Annotated in this window: 16 protein-coding genes; 9 read left to right on the forward strand and 7 right to left on the reverse strand. The window is 62.8% G+C overall.

What is annotated here, in order from left to right:
* Positions 1 to 49: 49 nt before the first annotated feature.
* Together dnaG and rpoD are read left to right on the forward strand one after the other, a co-directional pair.
* Positions 50 to 1,921 (forward strand): DNA primase, encoded by a 1,872-nt coding sequence (dnaG, locus tag HNQ65_RS13020; RefSeq protein WP_184339981.1) that lies wholly within the window; start codon positions 50 to 52, stop codon positions 1,919 to 1,921.
* 30 nt (positions 1,922 to 1,951) lie between these two features.
* Complete coding sequence (gene rpoD, locus HNQ65_RS26970; protein ID WP_184339982.1) at positions 1,952 to 3,805, forward strand: RNA polymerase sigma factor RpoD; 1,854 nt, start codon at positions 1,952 to 1,954, stop codon at positions 3,803 to 3,805.
* Between the two features lie 63 nt (positions 3,806 to 3,868).
* Here rpoD and HNQ65_RS13030 read toward each other — a convergent pair whose 3' ends face one another.
* The 3 genes from HNQ65_RS13030 to HNQ65_RS13040 form a co-directional block, all read right to left on the reverse strand.
* Complete coding sequence (locus HNQ65_RS13030; RefSeq protein WP_184339983.1) at positions 3,869 to 4,513, reverse strand: transposase; 645 nt, start codon at positions 4,511 to 4,513, stop codon at positions 3,869 to 3,871.
* Positions 4,514 to 4,845: 332 nt separating this feature from the next.
* A complete protein-coding gene (locus HNQ65_RS13035) occupies positions 4,846 to 5,211 on the reverse strand; it encodes a gamma-glutamylcyclotransferase (RefSeq protein ID WP_184339984.1) in 366 nt (121 codons plus the stop codon).
* Positions 5,208 to 5,891: a lipoate--protein ligase family protein gene (locus HNQ65_RS13040; protein ID WP_184339985.1), complete on the reverse strand. Its 684-nt coding sequence runs from the start codon at positions 5,889 to 5,891 to the stop codon at positions 5,208 to 5,210. Before HNQ65_RS13040 ends, HNQ65_RS13035 begins: the two co-directional genes overlap by 4 nt.
* Positions 5,892 to 5,974: 83 nt before the next feature.
* Between HNQ65_RS13040 and HNQ65_RS13045 the strand changes: the two genes are divergently transcribed.
* The 4 genes from HNQ65_RS13045 to HNQ65_RS13060 all read left to right on the forward strand — a co-directional run bounded on the left by HNQ65_RS13045 (position 5,975) and on the right by HNQ65_RS13060 (position 9,318).
* Positions 5,975 to 7,729, forward strand: coding sequence for an SMP-30/gluconolactonase/LRE family protein (locus tag HNQ65_RS13045; protein ID WP_184339986.1), 1,755 nt, complete (start codon positions 5,975 to 5,977; stop codon positions 7,727 to 7,729).
* Positions 7,730 to 8,006: 277 nt separating this feature from the next.
* Positions 8,007 to 8,303: a hypothetical protein gene (locus HNQ65_RS13050; protein ID WP_184339987.1), complete on the forward strand. Its 297-nt coding sequence runs from the start codon at positions 8,007 to 8,009 to the stop codon at positions 8,301 to 8,303.
* 28 nt (positions 8,304 to 8,331) lie between these two features.
* The gene (locus tag HNQ65_RS13055; RefSeq protein ID WP_184339988.1) at positions 8,332 to 8,754 is read left to right on the forward strand and encodes a hypothetical protein; all 423 of its coding nucleotides are present in this window, start codon (positions 8,332 to 8,334) and stop codon (positions 8,752 to 8,754) included.
* A 33-nt stretch (positions 8,755 to 8,787) separates the two neighbouring features.
* On the forward strand, positions 8,788 to 9,318 hold the full coding sequence (locus HNQ65_RS13060) for a hypothetical protein (protein ID WP_184339989.1): 531 nt from the start codon (positions 8,788 to 8,790) through the stop codon (positions 9,316 to 9,318).
* A gap of 330 nt (positions 9,319 to 9,648) precedes the next feature.
* Here the strand turns inward: HNQ65_RS13060 and HNQ65_RS13065 are convergent, their stop codons facing one another.
* Complete coding sequence (locus HNQ65_RS13065; RefSeq protein WP_184339990.1) at positions 9,649 to 13,941, reverse strand: hypothetical protein; 4,293 nt, start codon at positions 13,939 to 13,941, stop codon at positions 9,649 to 9,651.
* Positions 13,942 to 14,079: 138 nt separating this feature from the next.
* Positions 14,080 to 15,225, reverse strand: coding sequence for an Lrp/AsnC family transcriptional regulator (locus HNQ65_RS13070; protein WP_184339991.1), 1,146 nt, complete (start codon positions 15,223 to 15,225; stop codon positions 14,080 to 14,082).
* Positions 15,226 to 15,353: 128 nt separating this feature from the next.
* On the opposite strand from HNQ65_RS13070, the gene HNQ65_RS13075 reads away from it, so the two are divergent.
* Together HNQ65_RS13075 and HNQ65_RS13080 are read left to right on the forward strand one after the other, a co-directional pair.
* Positions 15,354 to 15,731 (forward strand): DUF721 domain-containing protein, encoded by a 378-nt coding sequence (locus HNQ65_RS13075; protein WP_184339992.1) that lies wholly within the window; start codon positions 15,354 to 15,356, stop codon positions 15,729 to 15,731.
* A 203-nt stretch (positions 15,732 to 15,934) separates the two neighbouring features.
* Positions 15,935 to 17,410, forward strand: coding sequence for a CbiX/SirB N-terminal domain-containing protein (locus HNQ65_RS13080; RefSeq protein WP_184339993.1), 1,476 nt, complete (start codon positions 15,935 to 15,937; stop codon positions 17,408 to 17,410).
* A 117-nt stretch (positions 17,411 to 17,527) separates the two neighbouring features.
* Here HNQ65_RS13080 and HNQ65_RS13085 read toward each other — a convergent pair whose 3' ends face one another.
* Entirely contained in the window at positions 17,528 to 17,935 is a 408-nt protein-coding gene (locus HNQ65_RS13085; protein WP_184339994.1) for a hypothetical protein, read from the reverse strand.
* 142 nt (positions 17,936 to 18,077) lie between these two features.
* Between HNQ65_RS13085 and HNQ65_RS13090 the strand changes: the two genes are divergently transcribed.
* Positions 18,078 to 19,313 carry a DUF1015 domain-containing protein gene (locus HNQ65_RS13090; RefSeq protein ID WP_184339995.1) on the forward strand — a complete coding sequence of 412 codons (1,236 nt, stop codon included), beginning with the start codon at positions 18,078 to 18,080 and terminating at the stop codon, positions 19,311 to 19,313.
* Positions 19,314 to 19,617: 304 nt separating this feature from the next.
* On the opposite strand, the gene HNQ65_RS13095 is transcribed toward HNQ65_RS13090, so the two are convergent.
* Positions 19,618 to 21,150 carry an outer membrane protein assembly factor BamB family protein gene (locus HNQ65_RS13095; RefSeq protein WP_184339996.1) on the reverse strand — a complete coding sequence of 511 codons (1,533 nt, stop codon included), beginning with the start codon at positions 21,148 to 21,150 and terminating at the stop codon, positions 19,618 to 19,620.
* Between the last annotated feature and the right edge of the window lie 69 nt (positions 21,151 to 21,219).

The following is a 21,219-nucleotide window of genomic DNA, read 5'->3' on the forward strand; positions in this document are numbered from 1 at the left end:
AACCGCATCCACAGTTGCGGGCTCGCCCCGGCTCAACACTTTCCCAGACATGTCGCGCATCCCGGAAGAAACCATCCAGCAAGTGATTGCCGCCACGGATATCGTGGCGCTGGTGGGCCGTTCCGTGAAGCTGCGCAAGGCGGGAACGAATTTTATCGGACTGTGCCCTTTCCATAATGAAAAGAGCCCCTCCTTCAATGTCAGCCCCTCGCGCAACACCTACCACTGCTTTGGCTGTGGTGCGGGCGGCACCGCGATCCGTTTCGTCATGGAGCACGACGGCCTCTCCTTTGTGGAGGCGGTGAAGCGCCTGGCAGATGCGGCGGGCATCCGCATTGAGGAGGAAGTGTGGGATGCCAACGCCGAGGCCGAGGCCAAGCACCGCAGCCTGCTGCTGCGTGCGCACCGCGAGATCGCGGAGTGGTTTCACCTGCTGCTCATGAAACACAAAATCGCCGCTCCAGCGCGCGATTACCTGAAATCACGCGGCATTTCATCGCAGGTGGCCAAAAACTGGCAGATGGGCTACGCACCAGGAAACAGCGCCTTTTTCCGCGAGTGGGCCTCACAAGCGCGCATCCCCGAGAGCGTGCTGGTGGAGGCGGGCCTTTTTGTTCAGGCCGATGAAGACTCCGGTCGCCGGGGCACCTACCCGCGATTCCGCGACAGGCTCATGTTCCCGATCCGCAATGACCATGGCGATGTCATCGCCTTCAGCGGACGTGTGCTGGACCCGAACGCCAAGACCGCCAAGTACCTGAACTCCCCCGAGACGCCGCTCTTCAGCAAAAGCAAGGTGCTCTTCGGCTTTGACCGCTCCAAGCGCGCCATCTCCAAGGCTGGCGAGGCCATCGTATGCGAAGGGCAGATCGACATGATCATGGTCTATGAGGCCGGATTCCAAAACGTGGTGGCCGGACAAGGCACCGCCTTCACGGAGCTGCATGCCAAGCTGCTCAAGCGCGTATGCAATGAAGTGGTGCTCTGCTACGACTCCGACAACGCGGGCTACAAAGCGGCCGAGCGCGCCTTCGAGATCCTCTCCCCCATCGGCCTGACGGTGAAGGTGGCCGCCCTGCCTCAGGGAGAAGACCCCGACTCCCTGCTGCGCAAGCAGGGCACCGAGGCGCTGCAGACCGTGCTGGGTGGTGCCACAGACTTTTTGGAGTACCAGATCCGCCGCCTGCGTGCCAGTGCCAAGTCTGACAGCATGGTGGAGCGCGTGCGCATGGCGGAGCAGGTGGCATCCGCCATCAGCATTTTCAGCGGAGTGGCCCAGCGTATCACAGCCGTGAACAAGGTGGCCAAGCTGCTGGAAATCTCCGAGGAACAGCTCACGGCCATGGTCAACCGGGCCGCCAAGGAGGCTAAAAACGCCCCGGCAGGTGCCAAAGACGCCGCCCCCTCACAGGCCAATGTGGTGGATGAGGCCAAAAAACTCCTCGCCTCCCAGCACCGCACCGCCGTGACCCTCTGCCAGATGGCCCTGGCTGACGCCGAGGTGATGTACTGGCTGCGGGAAGAGGCCGACTGCGGAGACCTTCTCAATGAGGTGCCCGGCACCGAGCTGCTGGCCCTGCTGGTGCGCAGCCGCCATGATCCCGTGGAGGAGGCGTCAAAACTGGCCTTTATGGCCGGGCTGGAGCGCCACCAGGAGGCGGCGCTGGCCCAGCTGCAGAGCCGCTCTCGCCGTCCCGGCACCCCGGAACCCTCCGGGCTCGCCGATGCCAAACGGGCGCTGGACACCTTGGAGCTGGTCCGGCTGCAGAATCGCCTCCAGAGCGTGAACGCCAAATTGAGGGCTCCAAACCTCTCCGAAAGTGAAATTTCCCACCTCTGGGAGCAGATCCGGGAACTCACCGCCCGGCACAAAGATTGCCTTGACCGCACGAAACCCACCCCGAATAGTTTCGCCCCCTGACCGCAGGCGTGGACCCCCACCGAGGTTTGTATGGCCGTCTCCAAAAACCCTATCAACGGATCCCATTCTCGCAACGCCGCCGCCAAGGCTGCCGCTGCGGCTGCTGACGATGCTGCCGCCCCGGCAAAACGTGGCCGCGGCAGACCGCGCATTCACCCGCCCAAAGAGCAGCCCGCCGTGCAGATCGGCCCGGATGGCCAGCCTCTCAAGCGCCGCCGTGGCCGTCCGCCCAAGGGGGGGCAGCCGGGCAGTCTGGCCCAGCTGGCCAGCATCACCCACGACGACATCCACTCTCCGGACGTGCAGGCCCGCCTGCGCGACCTCATCCGCACCGCGCGCGAGCACGATCACCTGACCTGGGACGACATCAATGAGGCCCTGCCTGCCGGTTTCGTCACCCCGGATTTGATGGACGCCCTCATCACGCGCCTCCGCGCGATGGAGATCAAGATCACCGACGACGTGGACGGCATCGCGTCCAAGTCCGCCGCCCGTGAGCGCATCGCCGCCGAGCGCGAGGCCGCCACCGCCAAGCTGGACGTCTTTGACGACCCGGTGCGCATGTACCTCCGCCAGATGGGCCAGGTGCCCCTGCTCACCCGCGAGCAGGAAATCCACATTTCCAAGCGCATCGAGAAGGCGGACCTCAGCCTCCGCCAATGTCTGCACACCATCGGCTTCATCGGTCAGGCCTACCTGCAGTTTGCCGAGGCGCTCAGCACCGGCGTGGAGCGCTTTGACCGCCTCGTGAGCGACCGCAAGGCCGACGAGCGCGACGCCTACTTCAAGAAGCTCAAGCCCCTGCTGGATCAGGCGCGTGAGATTCACGAAAAGACCACCAAGGCCTTCACCGCCATGATCGAGGCCGGCCCGCGCAAGCGCCCAGCCGCCCAGGAGGAATTTGAGACCCTCCGCACCACCTTCTTCCGCACCTGCGAGAAGTTTTATTTCAAAACCAAGATCAGCGAGGACTTCGTCACGCTGCTGCAGCAGAAGCTGAGCGAACTCGGCAATCTGGAACGCAGCCTCAAGGACAAACCGCGCAGCACCGAGGCCCAGGAAGCCATCAAAAGCTTTGAGCTCGACTCCTGGATGACCGCCGCCGACTACCGCGCGCTCATCACCGACACGCTCAAGCACGTGGCCGACTCCACCCGCGCCAAGACGGAGATGATCGAAGCCAACCTGCGCCTCGTCATCTCCATCGCCAAAAAGTACACCAATCGCGGCCTGTCCTTCCTCGACCTCATCCAGGAAGGGAACATGGGCCTCATGCGTGCGGTGGAAAAATTTGAGTACCAGCGCGGCTACAAGTTCAGCACCTACGCCACCTGGTGGATCCGCCAGGCCATCACCCGCAGCATCGCGGACCAGGCGCGCACCATCCGCATCCCGGTGCACATGATCGAAACGATCAACAAGCTCATGCGCGTGCACAAGCAGCTGCTGCAGGAGCTGGGCCGCGATCCGACTCCGGAGGAAATCGCCGAGGAAATCCATCTGCCTGTGGAACGTGTGAACGCCGTGCTGCGCCTCTCCCAGCAGCCCGTCTCCATGCAGGCCAAGGTGGGCGAAAGCGAAGGCGACACCGAATTTGGCGACTTCATCGAGGACAAGGAGGCCAGCAACCCCATGGAGCTGACCGCCATGCACCTGCTGCGCGACAAGCTGCGCGATGTGCTCGACACCCTGAGCCCGCGCGAACGCGAAGTGCTGGAGCAGCGCTTTGGCCTCGGAGACGGTGCAGGTCGCACCCTCGAAGAAGTCGGCAAGCAGTTCCAGGTCACGCGCGAACGCATCCGCCAGATCGAGGCGAAAGCCCTCCGCAAACTCCGCCACCCCACCCGCATCCGCAAACTGGGCGGCTTCTTTGGGGCCAGCTGAGTGTAGTAGCACGGGCAATCCTGCCCGTGTTGGGCGCGCTCTTTGCGGGCAGGATTGCCCGCACTACCTCATGACCTGCCAGCGCTGGACATAAGTAAACTCGTCCGGTCTCAGCCCCGCTTTGACTGGATTATGGCGGATATATTCCTGCACACGCTCCAATTGGTCCAAGCTGCGCATGATATGGTCGAAGGATTCGCCCTGCCACAAGGTGCCCGTAACGCCCGAGGCTCGATTGATGTTACGTGCGCTCACTCCTTTGATGGGACGTAGGAGGATCTGAAGCTGTTCGGAAAACTTCGGTTTTAACAACATGTGCACGTGATTTGGCATGATGACGAAATCACCGAGGACGTAGTTCACTGCATCACCGTGCAGGAGACAGCGCTGCATCTCTTCGCGGTGAATGGGCTGGCGGAGCAGGCAGGAACCGTGCCCGGCGTCCATCCACCGCTCCATCCTGCGGGTGAACAATCGCCTGAAGTCGGCTTCCTCCTGCGCACCCCACGGTTTGGGATGACTTTGCATCCAGGCATCTCTTTCCTGCCTCCACCGTGCTGCCACATGTGCAGGAACGGCATCCGCCAGCCGGAATGTAATGAAGTAAATGACACCCGGCTGGGTGATATGAGGAAGATTTCTCTGATAACCCGGAGCGACAGCATCCCAGTCAAAAGGCACAAAATCTTTCGGGCCGATGGAGAGCATGAATGATCTGAAGTAGCACGGGCAATCCTGCCCGTAAAGCCCGGCCCATCGCATTCAGTAGCAGCGCCCCTCAATATCGCGCCTGCCTCCAATGCTCAAAACGACTGCTCACTTAGAAGTCAGCTTTAACACAGGCAAACTTGCCAGTGTAGAGCACTCTCTGCGGGCAAGATTGCCCGCGCTACCTATCCGCTCCGCCAACGCTGGGTCATTTGCAGGCTCTGCAGTCTATACTTTGGAAATACATCACGCCTGCCAAGCCAACTGTAGCACGGACAATCTCGCCCATATCGCACGCTCTCGCCGACAGGCAGGAGTGCCAGTCGTTCTTTTCACCAGCACACGCCCACCTCGGGCCTGCCTTCAACACTGCGGAGGTAGATGTACCCCTCCACACACTGGGCTGTCCACTGGGCTGTCCACTCGCCTGCCAGCTCCATCTTGACGCGTTCGTATTCGCCTCCGTCAGTGTCTTCCAGCACATCCAGGTGGGCGAGACCCGCCTCGTCCACTCTCCACACCTCGCCTTCAATGGAGAGGCCGTTGTCATCCCGCACCATCCCAGGGTAACCGCCCAGGTCATACATGCGATACTTCGGTGCCGTGCGCGCCTCAGCCACAAACTGCTGCTTCTCGATCCACGAGTGATTGCTGCCACCGCGCTTGAGCGTGCCGTACACAAAGACCAGCGTCTTCACAGCGCATCCTCCCTTTCATTCAGCCAAGAAGGCAGACTGTAGCGCTTCTGCGTCAGTTCATCGGCTCGCTCTTTCATTGCAGGAGTCATCTCGGAATGAACGAGCACGTTTTTGGCCAGTTGTGCCGCCCAGCGCGGCCAGAAGTCATCGCCCAGCGTCACCTGCTGCACGCTGCCCTGGTGCAGCAGCCCCAGCTTGCCACGCCGCTGCCCTGCCCCGGCCACCTTCACCTTGTCACGGATGACATCATGCATGGCGGGAGCTACAAAACAAAACGGCGCCTCGATCAGGTCCTCCATGCCTGCGAGCCGGCTGCCGTCGCACAGCGCACGCGCCAGCGACTCATGGATGAGGCGGTAGCTTTCCAGCGGATTGGTCTGCGACCACGGATGCACCGCAGGCACGATGACCGAGTAGGTGTAGTCGTTGTCATGCAGCACCACGCCGCCTCCCGTCCAGCGCCGCACCACCGGCCAGCGCGGCAGCGAATCGCCCAGCTTTGCCAGACTCTGCGCGTAGCCGATGGTCGCCGTGGGCTCCGTCCAGCGATACACCCGCAGCACGGGCACCTCGCTGAGCTCCAGCCAGGCCTGATCGGCCGCCATGTTCCAGGGGCCGTCATGCGGCACGGGATCAAAATGGAGAATGAGTTGGTCGAAGAGAGGAGATGCTGAATCCACGCGTATATCATGGCCCACTTTTGCCCGCTTGCAGCCCGGATGTTTCTTTGACATCACCCGCCGCATTTTTCAGACTCCACGCCATGCACCCGACCCGCCTGCTCGCTCTCGTTTTTTCCCTTCTCTCCCCGGTTCTCTGCTCTGCGGCAGACGACTACCAGCCCGGCCCCGACTCCAAACCTCAGGAAGGCGTGCCGAAAGGCGATGTGCTGAAGTTTGAATTCAAAAACAGCAAAATCTTCCCCGGCACCGTGCGCGATTACTGGGTGTACGTGCCCAAGCAATACACTCCCGACAAGCCCGCCTGTGTGCATGTGAACCAGGACGGCATCCAAAACCTCGCGCCTGTGGTCTTTGACAATCTCATCGCCAAAAAAGAGATCCCCATCATCATCGGCGTCTTCGTCATGCATGGCCGTGTGCCGTCGGGAGATCCCGCCACACAATTGGACCGCTACAACCGCAGCGTGGAATACGACGGCCTGGGCGAGAACTACGCGCGCTTCATCCTGGAAGAACTGCTGCCTGAGGTGGAAAAGATCACGCTGCCGGACGGCCGCCCCATCCGCCTTTCGCACGATGGCAATGACCGCAGCATCGGCGGCAGCAGCAGCGGGGCCATCGCCGCCTTCACCGCTGCCTGGGAGCGCCCCGAGGCCTTCAGCCGCGTGTTCAGCAGCATCGGCACCTACGTGGACCAGCGCGGCGGCAATGACTACCCGGTGATGATTCGCAAAGCCGAGCCCAAGGCCCTGCGCGTCTTTCTGCAAGACGGCAGCAATGATGCGAACGGCACCGGCGGCAACTGGTTCCTGGCCAACCAGGAGATGCTCTCCGCCTTTGAATTCGCAGGCTATGAAGTGAATCACGTGTGGGGAGACGGCGGCCACAATGGCAAGCATGCCACCGCTATTTTCCCCGATGCCATGCGCTGGCTTTGGAAGGACTGGCCCAAGGCGGTGACCAAGGGCACAGGCTCACGCGCTCCGGTGATGGAAGTACTGGGAGCTGGTAGCGAATGGCAGCTCGTGGGAGAGGGCTACGGCTTCACCGAAGGCCCGGCGGCGAATGCGAAGGGAGAGGTCTTCTTCACCGACATCCCCAACAGCCGCATCCACAAGGTGGCGCTGGACGGCACGGTGAGCGTTTTCGCGGAAAACACCGGCAAGGCCAATGGCCTCATGTTTGGCCCCGATGGCCGCCTCTTCGCCTGCGCGAACGGGAACAAGCAGATCGTCGCCTACGATGAAGCCGGTAAGATGAGCGTCATCGCCGAGGGCATTGAGTCCAACGACCTCTGCATCGGCCAAAACGGCAATCTCTACGTGACCGATCCGCCGCACAAGCAGGTCTGGCTCATCAAGCCCAATGGCGAAAAGAGCGTGGTGGACACCAATGACAAAAGCGGCATCGCCTTCCCCAATGGCATCCGCCTTTCACCCGACCAGAGCCTGCTGTTGGTGGCCGACATGCGCGGCCAGTTTGTGTGGAGCTACCATATCCAACCTGACGGCACGCTTACCGCCAAGCAGCCCTACCACCACCTCCGCATCGTCGATGGCCTGATGGAAAGCGGCGCTGATGGCATGACGCTGGACAGCAGAGGCCGCCTCTACGTGACCACCCACGCCGGCATCCAGTTCTGCGACCAGGCCGGGCGCGTGAACGGCATCATCGCCAAGCCCCAGCGCAAGTGGCTGGCCAATGTGGTCTTCGGCGGCTCAAACTTCGACGAGCTCTACGCCTGCAACGGCGACAAGGTCTTCAAACGCAAGACCCAGGTGAAAGGCGTGCGCTCAGCAGATGCGCCAATCAAGCCCGAGAAGCCGAGGCTGTAAGAAGCGTCCCTTTTGGTATGCGCTCGCGGAGTGAGGGACAGATTGTCCTCGGTAAGACAGTGGCAGCCACAATACCTCTCCCTTGCACAACGAGCTGAGCCAAGATAAGACTCCAGCCTGACTGGAGCGCGCCATCCAACGTGCTGCGTACAATGGTTGCACGGATTCAAAGCCCCTCAATAGACTAAGTCATGTTCAGAAAAGACTTCATTCGTTCAGGGCGAGAAAGCGCATGCCTCGATGCACGTGAGTCTTGCAGGGTGACCACCTGAAACGCATGAACTCCACCCCTCCCAGACTCCCGGTGGTGGACATGCTGCGTGCCTTTGCGGCGGTGGCATTCCTGGCGGTGCTGCTGCTGGCGGAGCAGCACCTCTTTCACTGGCTGTTTCTTTTCATGCCGGGCATGCTGGCCGCGCTGGCCGTGTCCATCGGTGCAGCCTGGCTGCTCTGGCGGTATGTGGAACTGCCAGCCCAGAGGTGGTCCTCCTGCATCCGCTACGCGGGAAGACGCCCGCAGAAAGCCCCTGCGGCAGACGCTGTGCCAGTGTCTCCGGAAACAGCCGCAGGGTAACCTCCCACCCCATTCATCCTCACACTCCATGAAGCCCCTCCTCGCCTCCGCATGCGCTCTGGCGCTGCTCTTTTCCACCTCCTGCTGCACCACGCCCCAGCCACCGGCAGATCACTATGAGTACCTGACCATCTCCGGCCTGATCGACGGCAGCGAAAAATTCACCTTCAGCCCGGCAGGCGTACAGTGGGTGCACCGCCACTGGTCCGAGCCGGATGACATGGTCTTTGATGGCAGTCCGTGGTATAACCCACGCAAGACCCCCGCTCGGTGGTCCCAATACGCCTCGCTGGACCTTCCCCACGCCACCATCACCAAACGCAAAGGCCGCGACCTCGTGGCCCTGGAGCCCACGCCCGACGGCTTCGTGCTCTACTTTGACGACGCCCCCAATGGCGCAGACACCTATTCCGTGACGATTGCGATTCCGAAGAAGGTGGGGAGGAAGTAGGACTGCTGCAGGATACCCGACAAAGACCTCTTCATGAAGCCCCGCCTGCTGCTCCTTTCCCTGCTTCTGCCGCTCCTCATGCCGTCGTGCGCCACCCGGCTGGTGTGTAACTCCTCCGCGCCCAGGCTGCCGAGGAAGCACGCGCCGACGCCCAAGGACGGCAGCGAGGAGGCTCGTGTGGCCAGCTACATCACCGGCTGCACGGAGGACGGCTTTACGCTTTCCAGCGTGGATCACATCAGGCACATTCCACAGTGTGGTATGGACCTCTTTGCCACGTTTCTCACGCTGGGCCTGATCCCGCACACATGGCCCAATCCCGTCCACGCCACTGTGACCGGCTGTGTCGATGGCCGGAAGAAGACGGAAATCTTGAATCTCTCGCTGAAGCGCAGCACCTCCCTCTGGAACAACTTCCTGCCCGAGAGCAGCAATGACCGCGCCATCGCCCGCGCCGTGCTCCAGGCTCTGCGCGAGCGGAAGAGCCTCGAACAATGGATATTCCGTTCGCTGCAGAAAGGCGAGAGGCTGCAGTTGCGGTATCTGAATGCCAAAGGGGAGTGAGTGAGCTTGAGCCCGCAAGGCAGGCGGGCTTGCTGGGAAGTAGGTTGGGGTGTGTTTGGCGTCGGGAGTTCTCCTGGCTCCCGGGCCCTCTCCGCCAAACCGCCCGACCACGAGCGTGCGCGTACGCCATGGCGTTGACAGCACGCTCCATCACGGGAGTGCACAGGCCGCTCGCAGGCACATGGCGGTGGCCGTGCGCTGAGGGACGGGCGGGCTGTCGCCACACCCATCCTACGACAGTGCATTAAAACACGGCTCTGCGAGGAATGATGATGATCTTCAGTCAGCCTGCCACCATCTGTCGCACCAGCCTGCATGAAACGGCACTCCTCACCGCGCGACCCGCAGCCGCATGAAGCGTTTCACGGCTGCGGTCATGGGGGTGTTGTCGCGGACGATGAGACTGCTGCCGGTGCTGACGACCGTGGTGTAGGCGGGGCCGGAATTCCATGTGACGAGATCGCCGGAGACTTCGACGGTGAAGGTCACATCCGTGGCGGCGGTGTTCCAGGGCACGCTGAGCGTGAGGTAATCCTGGCCATTGACAGCGGTGGTGGCGGGCAGCGGGGCATTGCGCACGCTGGAGTTCATCGGCAGGGAGCCCAGGGCATACTCCAGGAGATTGGGCGCACCGTCGTTGTCGGGATCGGCCAGATCGGCGGCGCTGCCACTGGCTGCGGCTGCGCCGAAATACGTCATGCGCCACGACTCGACCGGCGTGAAGGCCGGAGTCACATCGGCAAAGCTTTGCCCGAAGCGGATCTCGTCGATGCCAGACTGGTTCGTTCCGGTGGTGCCGCCGCTGTAGCCCAGCATGGCCATGCTGATATTCGTCACGCCAGTGGTGGTCCAGCTGGCATCGGCGGTGGCTGGCGCGGCCCCGCCCAGGGAGGCCGGATTGACGAAGAGATCAAAGGCATCCGTGGCACCAAACGAGCACCGCAGCACCAGCAGCGCGGTCTGCCCTGAGACGACGGGCACATTGCTGCGAACGCAGTCAAAGCCGTTGTTCGCGGCATTGCGCACCTGCAGGGACCAGTAGCGCGTGCTGCCGACCATGGACACCGCCGGGATGTCTCCGCAGAAGCCGAGGCCGAGATTGCTGCCGCCCACGCTGAGGTTGCTGGTGGTGGGCAGGGTGAAGAGCAGCAGGCGGTTGCTGTCAGCGGTGTCTTTGCGAAACAGCGCGCTCATCCACAGCGTGGTGCCGCTGCGCCCGATGGCGGATGGCGAGCTGCCGCCGATCTTGTAAAAGGCGAAGGTGTTGTCCACATCCAGCTGGCGTGCGGCCACATCAAAGCTCTTGCCGCCTGCGGCATAGCTGCCGGTGCGGCGGAGATTGAGATAGGAGAGCGGCGTGGTGGTGGCGAGCTTGTAGCCGTCCCCATACGTGGCGGCGTTAAAGTTCGTCACCTGCCACCCGGCGGCAAAGCCCGCACCGGTGCCCACGGCATTCAGGAAGGGAGCCGTGGGGGCGCTGGATGGCGCAAGATTGAAATCCTCATACGCGACGAACGGTGCCAGGTTGAACTGCACGCTGTTGTCGATGACTGACGCAGCCATGCTGCCCTGTGCGCTGGCATTGAAGGCGGCGTTGGCCGGCACATCGATGGTCACAGTGCCGCTGTTGGTCATGCCGATGACATCCACCTGAAAATCCGTCCCCAGATTCGGCGCGATCTCCGTCACCGTCACGGTGTTTGCGCCGGCGGTGCCACCCACGATGACATCACTCGCGGTGAAGCCGGTGACCGGCTGGCTGAAGTGGACGTTGAAAGAAATGCTCTGCGTGGAGGTGGGGTCGGCCTGTGCCAGCGCCTGCGTGATGGTGCAGGCAGGGTTCGTCTCCGTCACGGTGCTCGCGCCATTGAAGACATAGAGATACGCGGAGCTCGCGGGCAGGGTGAAGGCGTAGTTTTGCGCAAAGTCAGTCACCGTCTGCTGCTGCTCCTGGATGTTGTACACTCCCTGGTCATTGCGTGCGTCGGGCGCGCCGGTGAGCTTGTAGAGCGTGGCGCTGGAGACGGCATTGAAGGGCAGGCGCAGCGTCACGGGTGTGTCGCCGCTGTATTTGCGTGAGAGCACAAAGACGGAGTATTTGGCACCATCGCGAAAGGCGTAGCATGCCGTGAGCGGCGTGCTGGGCGCGGCGGGTGCGGCCACGCCGCCGTTGGTCGAATTGATCCACGCAGGCTGGTCATGCGTGGGCACCGTGTTGATCGAGGTGGCGATCATGTCGCCGCTGGCGTAGCGGTTTCTCATCTGCAGCGCCAGCCAGCTGGCATAGGGGTGGTTGCCGTTGTTCAGGTAGGCGTGGGAGGCCCAGTTCACGCCTGTCTGCAGTGTGAAGTAGCACTGCGGATCCACACGCTTGCAGGTGCCATAGAGAAAACAGTCCAGCGTGGCCACGCCGGCGGCGAGAGACTTGCCATACGCCTCTGAGACAGGGTTGTAAAGACTGCCCCCGCTGGGCAGACCGTAGCCGGGTCCGCACTCGTAGTTGCCCAGCCTGTAGGCCCGCCCCTGCGCGGTGATCGTGTCCCGCGTCTGCGCCTGCTGATCAAACCAGTACTTTCCATACGTGCCTGAATACATGAGGTAGTCGGCAAAGCCTGCGGGATTCACCTGCCCGCCGCCGATGATGATGTTCGCATCCCAGCCGCCGATGTACATCGCGAGGTTTGCATACGTGGCCAGGCGGCCCGGCGCGCCTGCTGCCGGTGCCACCTGCATGCCGGAGGCGGCGTAGCCATTCGTGGCTGCGGACACCAGCTGGCCATCCAGCACAAAATCCACCTTTCCCGCGATCGCCGCATAGTACGGGCTCTGCCGCGCCTGGTTGAAAAAGTATTCGGCAAACTGCCCGTTCGCCACGCCGCCCAGGCCCCACTCAAAGGCCGGGTTCCACATCTCATTGCCATACTCGATGCGCAGCCGTGGAAACTCCGCAGTCCACGGCGTGGTGTTGCCGCCGCGCTGGGCGATGCGTTTGTCCCCATACGGCGTGCCCGCCGGACCGGCGAGATATTCCATGAGATTGGCCCATTCCTGCTCGCTCATGTAGCTGCCCACGATGAGCCAGGGATTGGCGCCGCTGTCCTTGGCCAGCTGCAGCATAAAGGGCAGATGGTAGGGCTGCTCCGGGCGCGAGCGGCCACCACCGTTCGCAAACTGATTCTGCGCCAGCGCGTCTTCATTCGTCCAGTCCTCCATGGTCGATCCCCACGTCGCGTCCGTGTGGCCGGTGTGGGAGCGGATCCAGCCTGGCGAGAAATCCACCAGCTGCTGCTTTGCCTCCGCACGCAGCTCAAACTTCGGCTTCGTCGGGTCATAGAGATAGAAGTTGTCCATCCACACATCGCCCGGCCCGGTGAAGGCCAGCACGATCTCCGAGGTGCCCTGGCTCTGGATGGGATAGCTGCCCGACGTGGTGAACTGACAGCTGTACTTCTGCCAGGTGCCGGAGACGCCCGTCCAGGTGTTTGAGATGCCGCTGTAGGGGCCCGTGAGCCGGAAGGTCACAGCACCACCGGGCACGCCCTGCTGCTTCAGCCACACCTCGGCACAGTAGGTGGTATTAGGTGCCAGCGCGCCGTAGTAGCCATCTGGCGCGGCCAGGCGGAACTGCCGCACGCTGACTTCACCTGCCCCGCTGGCGCTGAGCTTCATGCTTGTCCTGCCTCCGTTTTCCGGGCAGGTCGTGCTGCTGTCGCGCATCTTCGTCGCCCCTGTGCCGACCTCGCGCCAGGTGTCATTGCCATTGAAAAAGCTCTGCACCCGGGGGCTGATCTTGTTCATCGGCACATTGTCCGGATTGGAGTCGATGATGTAAACATCCCCAGCCGCCAGCGTGGCACCGCTGCCGCTGAGGTAGATGCGATTGTGCAGCGCCGGATCTGACTCCGCGCGGTAAACCCAGTAGCCATAGAGATCGGGGTCGCTGTTCGCATTCCAGGTCAGCGTCACCGTGCCATTGGCATTGGCGGTGGCCACCAGCCCCGTCGGTGCCGCAGGGGCGGTGGAGTCCGTGACCGTCTGTGTCACCGTGCCTGTCACCGCATCCGCCACGCCGCCGCCTGCCAGCGCCACGATGCTTTGCACATTGGAGTTTCCCGAGGTGTTGCCGGACGAATCGTAGGCCCGCACCGTGTAGTAGTACGTTTTTCCCGCGACGAGCCCGCCATCATGAAAGGTGGTGCTCGTGAGCCGGTTGCTGATCAGCCGGTTGAAGCCGCCGATGTATTGCGAGATCGTCCCCGTGCGCAGCAGCGTCACCTGCCCGCCAACCACGCGATACACCCGGATGCCTGCACCGTCGAAGAAACCGTCTCCCAGCAGGTCATACACCGTGGTCGTGGCATTTGCGGCATTGATCAGGTAGTCCGCACCGCCGCCCGTGGCCGTGCCCATCTTGCGCAGCACGAACGGCTCAAAGCCCGGGTCCATGGCCTTGTTGTTGTAGTCTGGAAAGCCGTTGATCGCGATGTTTGTGCCGTAGCGGTCAGGGCTCTGCGTGACGACCGTGGTGTTGATGGTGAAGTCAGCGGCCGCATTGGGATTCTCCGCGAGAGACGGCCATTCAGCACGCAGGAGCAAGACGGAAAGGAAGAGGATTCGTTTCATGGATCACCTGCCATGAATCAATCTGCAACCACGCGGGAAAGCAGATTAAAAGCTCTTCATGTTCAGCCCGCGAAACAACTCCAGACCCTGTGCACAGGCGCAGGGTTCATCTCATGAGATCAAACGCAGCGGTGTCACTTAGACCACAGGTCCTGCCACATCCTTCCACTTGGCGTGCCATTCCTTGAAGACGATGGGGGAGATCTCGCTGGGCTTGATCTCGCTGCGGCCGCCCCAGAAGACGTTGGTGTATTCCAGGGGGATGCCCACATCGGCCAGGTGCTTGTCGATGGCGGCCTTGTGCGCCAGCACGGTTTCCTTGTCGGTGCCGTGGATGACGCCCATGATGTTCACATTGGCAAAGCGGTCGCCGCCTTCACGCCAGTAGCAGTGGGTCATGATGGGGTGGCGGCCCACCTCGCCACCGGCGCGTTCTTCCATGCCCTTGGGCACCTTCCAGTGGAAGAGTGCATTGAAGCGCGTGACGCGCACGCCTGCGGCGCTGGGCTTCACATGCTCCAGGAAGGTGGAGAAGCGGCCGATCACGCCTTTTTTGTCCAGACGCTTCGCCACTTCGCAGAATTTTTCCAGCGAGACACCGGCGGCCTTGGCGCGGCCTTCCCAGGGGTTGGGGCCCACTTCTTCGGGAGTCAGGTCGCCTTTGAGATGCAGCAGCACATTCCACTCCTCCTCGTCCAGCTCGGCGATGTTGGTGGTCATCATCTTGGCGGGCTCGTCGGCTTTCTCGCCGGGTTCCATGGTCTTGCGGCGCACGTGGCCCACGCCGAGGGCGAAGATGCCGTGGGCCTGCATGGTGTAGTAGTTTTCCGCGCCGATCAGGCGGGCCAGCACATCGCAGTGGTCATTGATGTTGCGATCCTGCGGCACCTTCAGGGTGGTCCACAGGCGGTAGTCGCTGCCGCTGACCTCGCGGTCGGTGGAGCGCAGCACCACGTGGCCGGAGAAGGGGTCTTCTTTGAAGAGGAACTCAAAGGCGGCCTCCAGCTTTTCGGTGGGCACCTTCCAGGCCACCAGCGCGCCTTCGGCCAGCTTGTTGGCCAGCAGGGTCTGGCGCACGCGGCGGATCACGCCTGCGCGCAGCATGGCGCGGATGCGCTCCACCACGGTCTCCAGCGGCAGGCCGCAGCCCTCGGCGATGTCCTGAAACGGCGTGGGGGTGAAGCCCTTGATGCGGTCCTCGCTCACGGCCAGGATCTGGGCGTTCACGGGGTCGGTGTGCTCGGTGGGGACGGCGGCAGGGGGAGTGGCGGTGGCGACGGACATGGCTGGGAAAATCGGCGGGGGGTTGGGGGGGCGGGTAGGAAAGAGGCACCATTAACAACGCCCCGAAGGAATGCGAGATTTGAAATTTGTGATTTAGCATGCGCCGATTGCCGTCTAGGATGCCGCCCATGGACCACCGCAAGCCCACCGCCGCCATGCGCCGGCGCCACAACCTCATCGCCGAATGGCGGGGGGTGGAGGACGGGCCGCTGATGGACCTGCCGACCCTGATGGTGGGAAACCTGGCCGCGCAGATCGTAGCCCAGGCCGGGCTGGCCAATCGCGTGAAGCTGGAGGACATCCTGGCCGCCTGGCAGGAGATCGTGGGGGCCTTTCTCTTCAAGCTCACCCGCCCGGACACCTTTGAGCGCGGCGTGCTGACCGTGCGCCTGCTCCAGCCCACCGCGCACCATGCGCTGATGCAGGAAAAGGTGAAAATCCTCCGCCGCCTGCAGGAAAAGCTGCCCGATGCCAAGATCAAGGACGTGAGATTCCGGCACGGGTGAGAAAGACGGCATGACGAATTGTTTCCCAACTGCGGGCGGCTGACGTAGAAGAGTGTCACGCCAGCCCGTTATTCTGCTCCTTTTCCTCCTCTTTCCTCTTTTTCGGCCAACTCATCATGAATCAGCCAGCGTTCGCGCTTTGATCGAGGACGAGTTCGAGTAGGAGGACGAGGACGAATCAATCACTTCTCACTTTCTTCGCTTTGACCTCACACAAACACGCCGCACTCATCGTCGTCGGTCATGGTTCCACCACGAACCCGGACTCCAGCGAGCCCACGCACCGCCACGCCGACACCATCCGCCGCCGGGGCCTCTTCCGCGAGGTGGCCTGCTGCTTCTGGAAAGAGGAGCCCAACATGCGCGAGGTCTATGAGATGGTGGACAGCGACGTCATCTACATCGTGCCCAATTTCATCAGCGAGGGCTACTTCTGCCAGCAGGTGCTCCCGCGCGAGCTCCGGCTCGATGGCCCCACCACGCAGCGCGATGGCAAGACCATCCGCTACTGCGACCCCGTGGGCATCCACCCCAACATGACGCGCCTGCTGCTGCAGCGCGCCGACGAGGTGGCCCCGCACGTGCCGCGAGAGCAGACCAGCCTCGTCATCGTGGGCCATGGCACCAGTTTGAATGAGAACTCCACCAAGGCCATCCAAGACCAGGTGGCGCTCATCCGCGCCGGGCACTATGGCTTTGCCGAAGTGCTGGACGCCTACATGGAGGAGGCCCCCTTTGTGAAGGACTGGGCCACGCTCACCACCGCGCCCAATGTCGTCGTGGTGCCCTTCTTCATCGCCGATGGCCTGCACAGCTTTCAGGACATCCCCGTGCTCCTCGGCATGCGCGAGGAGGTGGGCGAGGCACTGAGCGAGAGCGGCGTCTTCCACCAGAACCCGCACCTGCTCCAGGGCCGCAGCATCTACTACAGCGGCGCCATCGGCACCGAGTCTCTGATGGCCGATGTCATTCTCGATCAGGTGCACGACTTCGACGTGAAGCACGGCGTGCAAGACACACCCGGCATGGCCAATGACGAGATCAAATCCTCCCTCGCCTACTGGCTCAATTCCGGCATCGATGAGATCGGCGAGATCGCCATCATAACGAACACAGACGGCAGCTACTCGCTCTGCCACACGGCAGATCGTGGCAAAGACGGCCTGCAGGTGCACCACGAGGCACACGATGCCCTCTACATCGCCCGCAACGACGCTGCTGGCACCTTCCGCCCTCTGCACTCCGCGCCCACGCTGAATCGCGGCTGGCGGCTCGACCTCGCTGATCTCGAAGAGCTGCGCCTCGCGCTGGATTTCTTCTACCCCGCCGCCATCGGCATGGCGCGTGCGCTTGAGCAGGAAAAACTCTCCGCCGTGCCGCTGCGCGATCTCCTCGGTCGCCAGACCGGCATGTACCGCTTTGCCAACAACATCACCGACGATCAGGCCCATGCCATGATCGGCAAGACCTGCGCCAACACCAAGTGCCTGCGCCGCATCCTCTGGCCCCTCACCGCCACCCAGCCCATGGCCGGAGCCGCCGCCTCAAAGACACAGCCCAGCCACGCCGACAACGCCATCCCCCTGCTCTGCATTGAAGCCTGCACGCATGTCGTCTCCGCAGCGCGCAAAGTAGCGCGGGAGAATCATGAGGCGAAGGAGAAGGCCGCAGTGGGGTGATATGCGGCAGGTGGGGCCTGCGGTGGAAACAGAAAGCGCAATACACGAGACTCTCGTAGCCATCTGCTCTGGATGGCGGAGCCAACCGGGGGGCGATGTTACGCGCCAGGCGTCTCGTCAGTCTCCCACCCTCCCTACCTCCACCCCCAGATGTCGGCACACGGCGCAGGCCAGGGGAAAGCCGATCTCCTCATCGGCGGAGGCAAAGACCTTCAACTGGATCAGCATGGAGATGAGCTTGTAGGGCTTGAGATGAAGCAGATCCGCCAGGGCTCCAATCGTCAGCAGGTCTGGCAGGAGCACCGATGCTGGCAGCGGAGGAAGAGATTCGGAAAGAGGTGCTGGGACATGCTTTTCCAGCCAGGCTGTGATCAGATCCGCATGCATCAGCGCGGTTTTCCGCTTGGCAGCCAGATCCGCCGCCGCCTGCTCCTGCTGGCGGATGACATCATACAGATCCTTGCAGCCCTCAGGCAGCAGGTAGCGCGGCTTTTCGCGATCAAAGAGCGTCAGATCATCTTCCACGCGCCATGCATAGCAGCGGAGGGGCACTTTTACCAGCACCTCGGTGCCAGCGAGATCAGCCGACAGCTTTATTCGGAATCATGAAGCAAATCCGCCCACGAGTGCCGTTTGACAAGCGCCCCCCCGCGTTCTATCCCGCCCCATGCGCATCCGCACATTCCAAGGTCTCGTCCCCACCCAGAAAAACGCCCCCGAAGTCGCCGCCGTCCCCTATGACGTGGTGAACCGCGAGGAGGCAGCCGCCCTTGCCAAAGGCAAGCCCTTCAGCCTCCTGCATGTGGACCGTGCCGAGATCGACCTGGACCCCGAGATCGACCCCTATTCCGCCCCCGTCTATGCCAAGGCCCGTGAGAACTTTGACCGCCTGCAAAAGGACGGCATCCTCGTCCGCGAAAGCAAGCCCTGCATGTACCTCTACCGCCAGGTGATCGCCGGCCATAGCCAGACCGGCCTCGTGACCGTCTGCCACACCGAGGACTACGAGAAGGACATCATCAAAAAGCACGAAAAGACCCGCCAGGACAAGGAAGACGACCGCACCAATCTGGTGGACAAGCTGGACGCCAACACCGGCCCCATCTTCCTCACCTACCGCCAGCGCCCCGGCATCACCGCCCTCATCGAGAGCTTCATGAAGGACGAGAAGCCCATCAATGACTTCACCGCCCCCGATGGCGTGCGTCATCAGGTCTGGCGCCTCTCCCTGGGCCTCTGCGTCTCTCTCACCGGCCTGTTTGAGAGCCAGGTGCCCTGCGCCTACGTGGCCGATGGACACCACCGCGCCGCCAGCGCCTTCCGCGTCAGCAAGATGCGCCGCGAGGCCAACCCGAACCACACCGGGCAGGAAAACTACAACTGGTTCCTCAGCGTGCTCTTCCCCGGCAACGAGCTCAAAATCCTGCCCTACAACCGCGCGGTGAAGGACCTGAACTGCAATGACCGCGAGGAGTTTATCAAGAAGGTCGGCGAAGTCTTCACCCTCAAGCCCACCACGCTCAAATCCCCCACACAGCCCGGCCAGTGCTGCATGTACCTCAAGGACCAGTGGTATGAGCTCACTTGGCAGGCGGACAAAAACGCCAGCCCCATCGACCAGCTCGATGTGAGCATTCTGCAGGACCGCCTGCTCAAGCCCATCCTTGGCATCGACGACCCGCGCACCAGCAAGCGCATCGACTTCATCGGTGGCATCCGTGGCACCGCCGAGCTGGAAAAGCTGGTGAACGGCAAGGAGCACACCGTGGCCTTTTCCATGTACCCCACCACCGTGGATCAGCTCATGGCCATCTCAGACGTCGGCCAGATCATGCCGCCTAAGAGCACCTGGTTTGAGCCCAAGCTGCGCAGCGGTTTGTTCATCCACACGCTGGAGGGCTGAGGCGACAAAGGAGCGCGGGCCTCCGGGCCCGCAGCACTCCGCCAGCACTGCAATCCCCGCATCACCCGCCTTGCGGTGCACGCTGTTCCTGCATCTCCGTAAACACACGCCTCGTGTGGGGATCAAGATGATCCCCCTCCGAAGCTGGGACGAAGCTTCCGTTGGCGAAGCCTCTGGAGGAGAGGGATCGTCCCGATCCCTCACGCTCTCGCAAAGACCAGTGAGCTCGCGTTGAAGACAGGCCTGCCAGCGCACGGCATGCGCCATGGTGCATGGATGCCCCGCTTTCGGCTGATTCGCTGCCTCACTTCGCAGCCAGCTCGTAGCACACGGCTTCTTTGTCATTGCGCACCAGCAGCCAGCGGCCTGCGAGGGTGGGCGGATTCCAGGTCTTGCTGCTCAGGGCCTGCAGCTTCGCGACTTCCTCCAGCTTTGCCGGATTGGCTTTCACCAGAGCTACGAAACCCTTTTCGGCCTGCACTAGCAGCCAGTGATCTCCCAGCTTGATCTGCTGGCCAAAGCCGTAGCGCCCATCGCGCCAGACGCGCTCGCCGGTGGCCAGATCCACGCAGCAGAAGGTGCCCTCATCCAGCGCGTAGGCATGGCCGCCCAGCACGCTGGGGCTGCTGAATTTGGTGCGCGGCGCGCTGCTGCTCCAAACGGAGGAGACGGCCATCTTGCCTGCGGCATCCGCCTTGATCTCCAGCAGGTTGCTTTTCAGGCCGTAGCTGCTCGTCACGAGAATGCGGTCCGGCGACACCTGGGCAGGCTGGCAGACTTTGGGGAAAAAGCCCGGCCAGTCGAACTTCCACAGCACCGCACCTGTGGCGGGATCGTGCCCGGTCACCGAGTTGGCGTTCACACTCACGATCTGCTCGCGCCCGGCCACGGTGGCCAGCACGGGGGAGCTGTAGCTGCCGCCGTCCTCGCCTGCCTTCCACACGAGCTGCCCGTCGGCGATGCGGTAGGCCGCGAGGGTGATGCCCTTGTCGCCACCGCTGGCGATCACGTTTTCCCCCACGATCAGCGGGGAGGTGCTCTTGCCCCACTCGGGGTCCTTGGTGCTCTCGCAGTCCTTCAGCACGTCCTTGCTCCAGCGCGGCTTGCCGGTGGTCAGGTCCAGGCAGTTCAGCAGGCCTTTGGCACCGAGCGCCAGCACAGCATTGTGCGCCAGATCCACGGTGGGGGTGGCGCGCGGGCCGATGCCGCCCATAGGCTCATCAAAGCGTGCCTTGTCCGCATGGGCCCAGAGCAGCTTGCCGGTGGCCAGGTCATAGCAGGTCACATACTCCTCCTCGCCGCGCTGCTCCTGCGTCAGGGCACGACCGCCTGCCACAGAAAAGCCCGCCCAGCCATCGCCCACCTTGATGCGCCAGACCTCGCGCGGAGGATGCGCGGCCCAGTCGGTCTGCCAGTCAGGCTCGGGGTAGGCACCGTCTCCTTTGAGACCAAAGAAGCGCGGCATGTCCGCCGCACCCGCAGGCATGGGGGTGGGGGCCGCACCTGCGTCTGCCGCCGCCGCTTTTAATGCGGGCAGGGCTTCCGGCTTCTGCCAGCGCCACGCCAGGCTGGGCATGGCCGAGCCATCGGCGCTGCCGTCATAGCGGATCACATACTTGAACAAACCCCAGATGCAGGCGATGCCGACCGCAAATACGCCCAGGCGCCGGAGCCGCATGCCCTTCCTGTGCAGCGCCCACCAGAGGGCCATGAGCAGAAGGTACAGCGGCACCAGCAGCATGATGCTGGCAGAGCGGAACACGTGATCGGTGCTCCATAGCCAGACGAAGACACCGCCTACCAGCAGCGTGAGGATGAGGGGGAATTTGGGGGGCATGAGGGAATGGGGGGGCTGCAAGTTACGCCTGTCGCAGGTCGGAGGAAATGGCTGGCATTATCCGACGTA

This window comes from Prosthecobacter vanneervenii (assembly GCF_014203095.1).
GTDB lineage: Bacteria > Verrucomicrobiota > Verrucomicrobiia > Verrucomicrobiales > Verrucomicrobiaceae > Prosthecobacter > Prosthecobacter vanneervenii.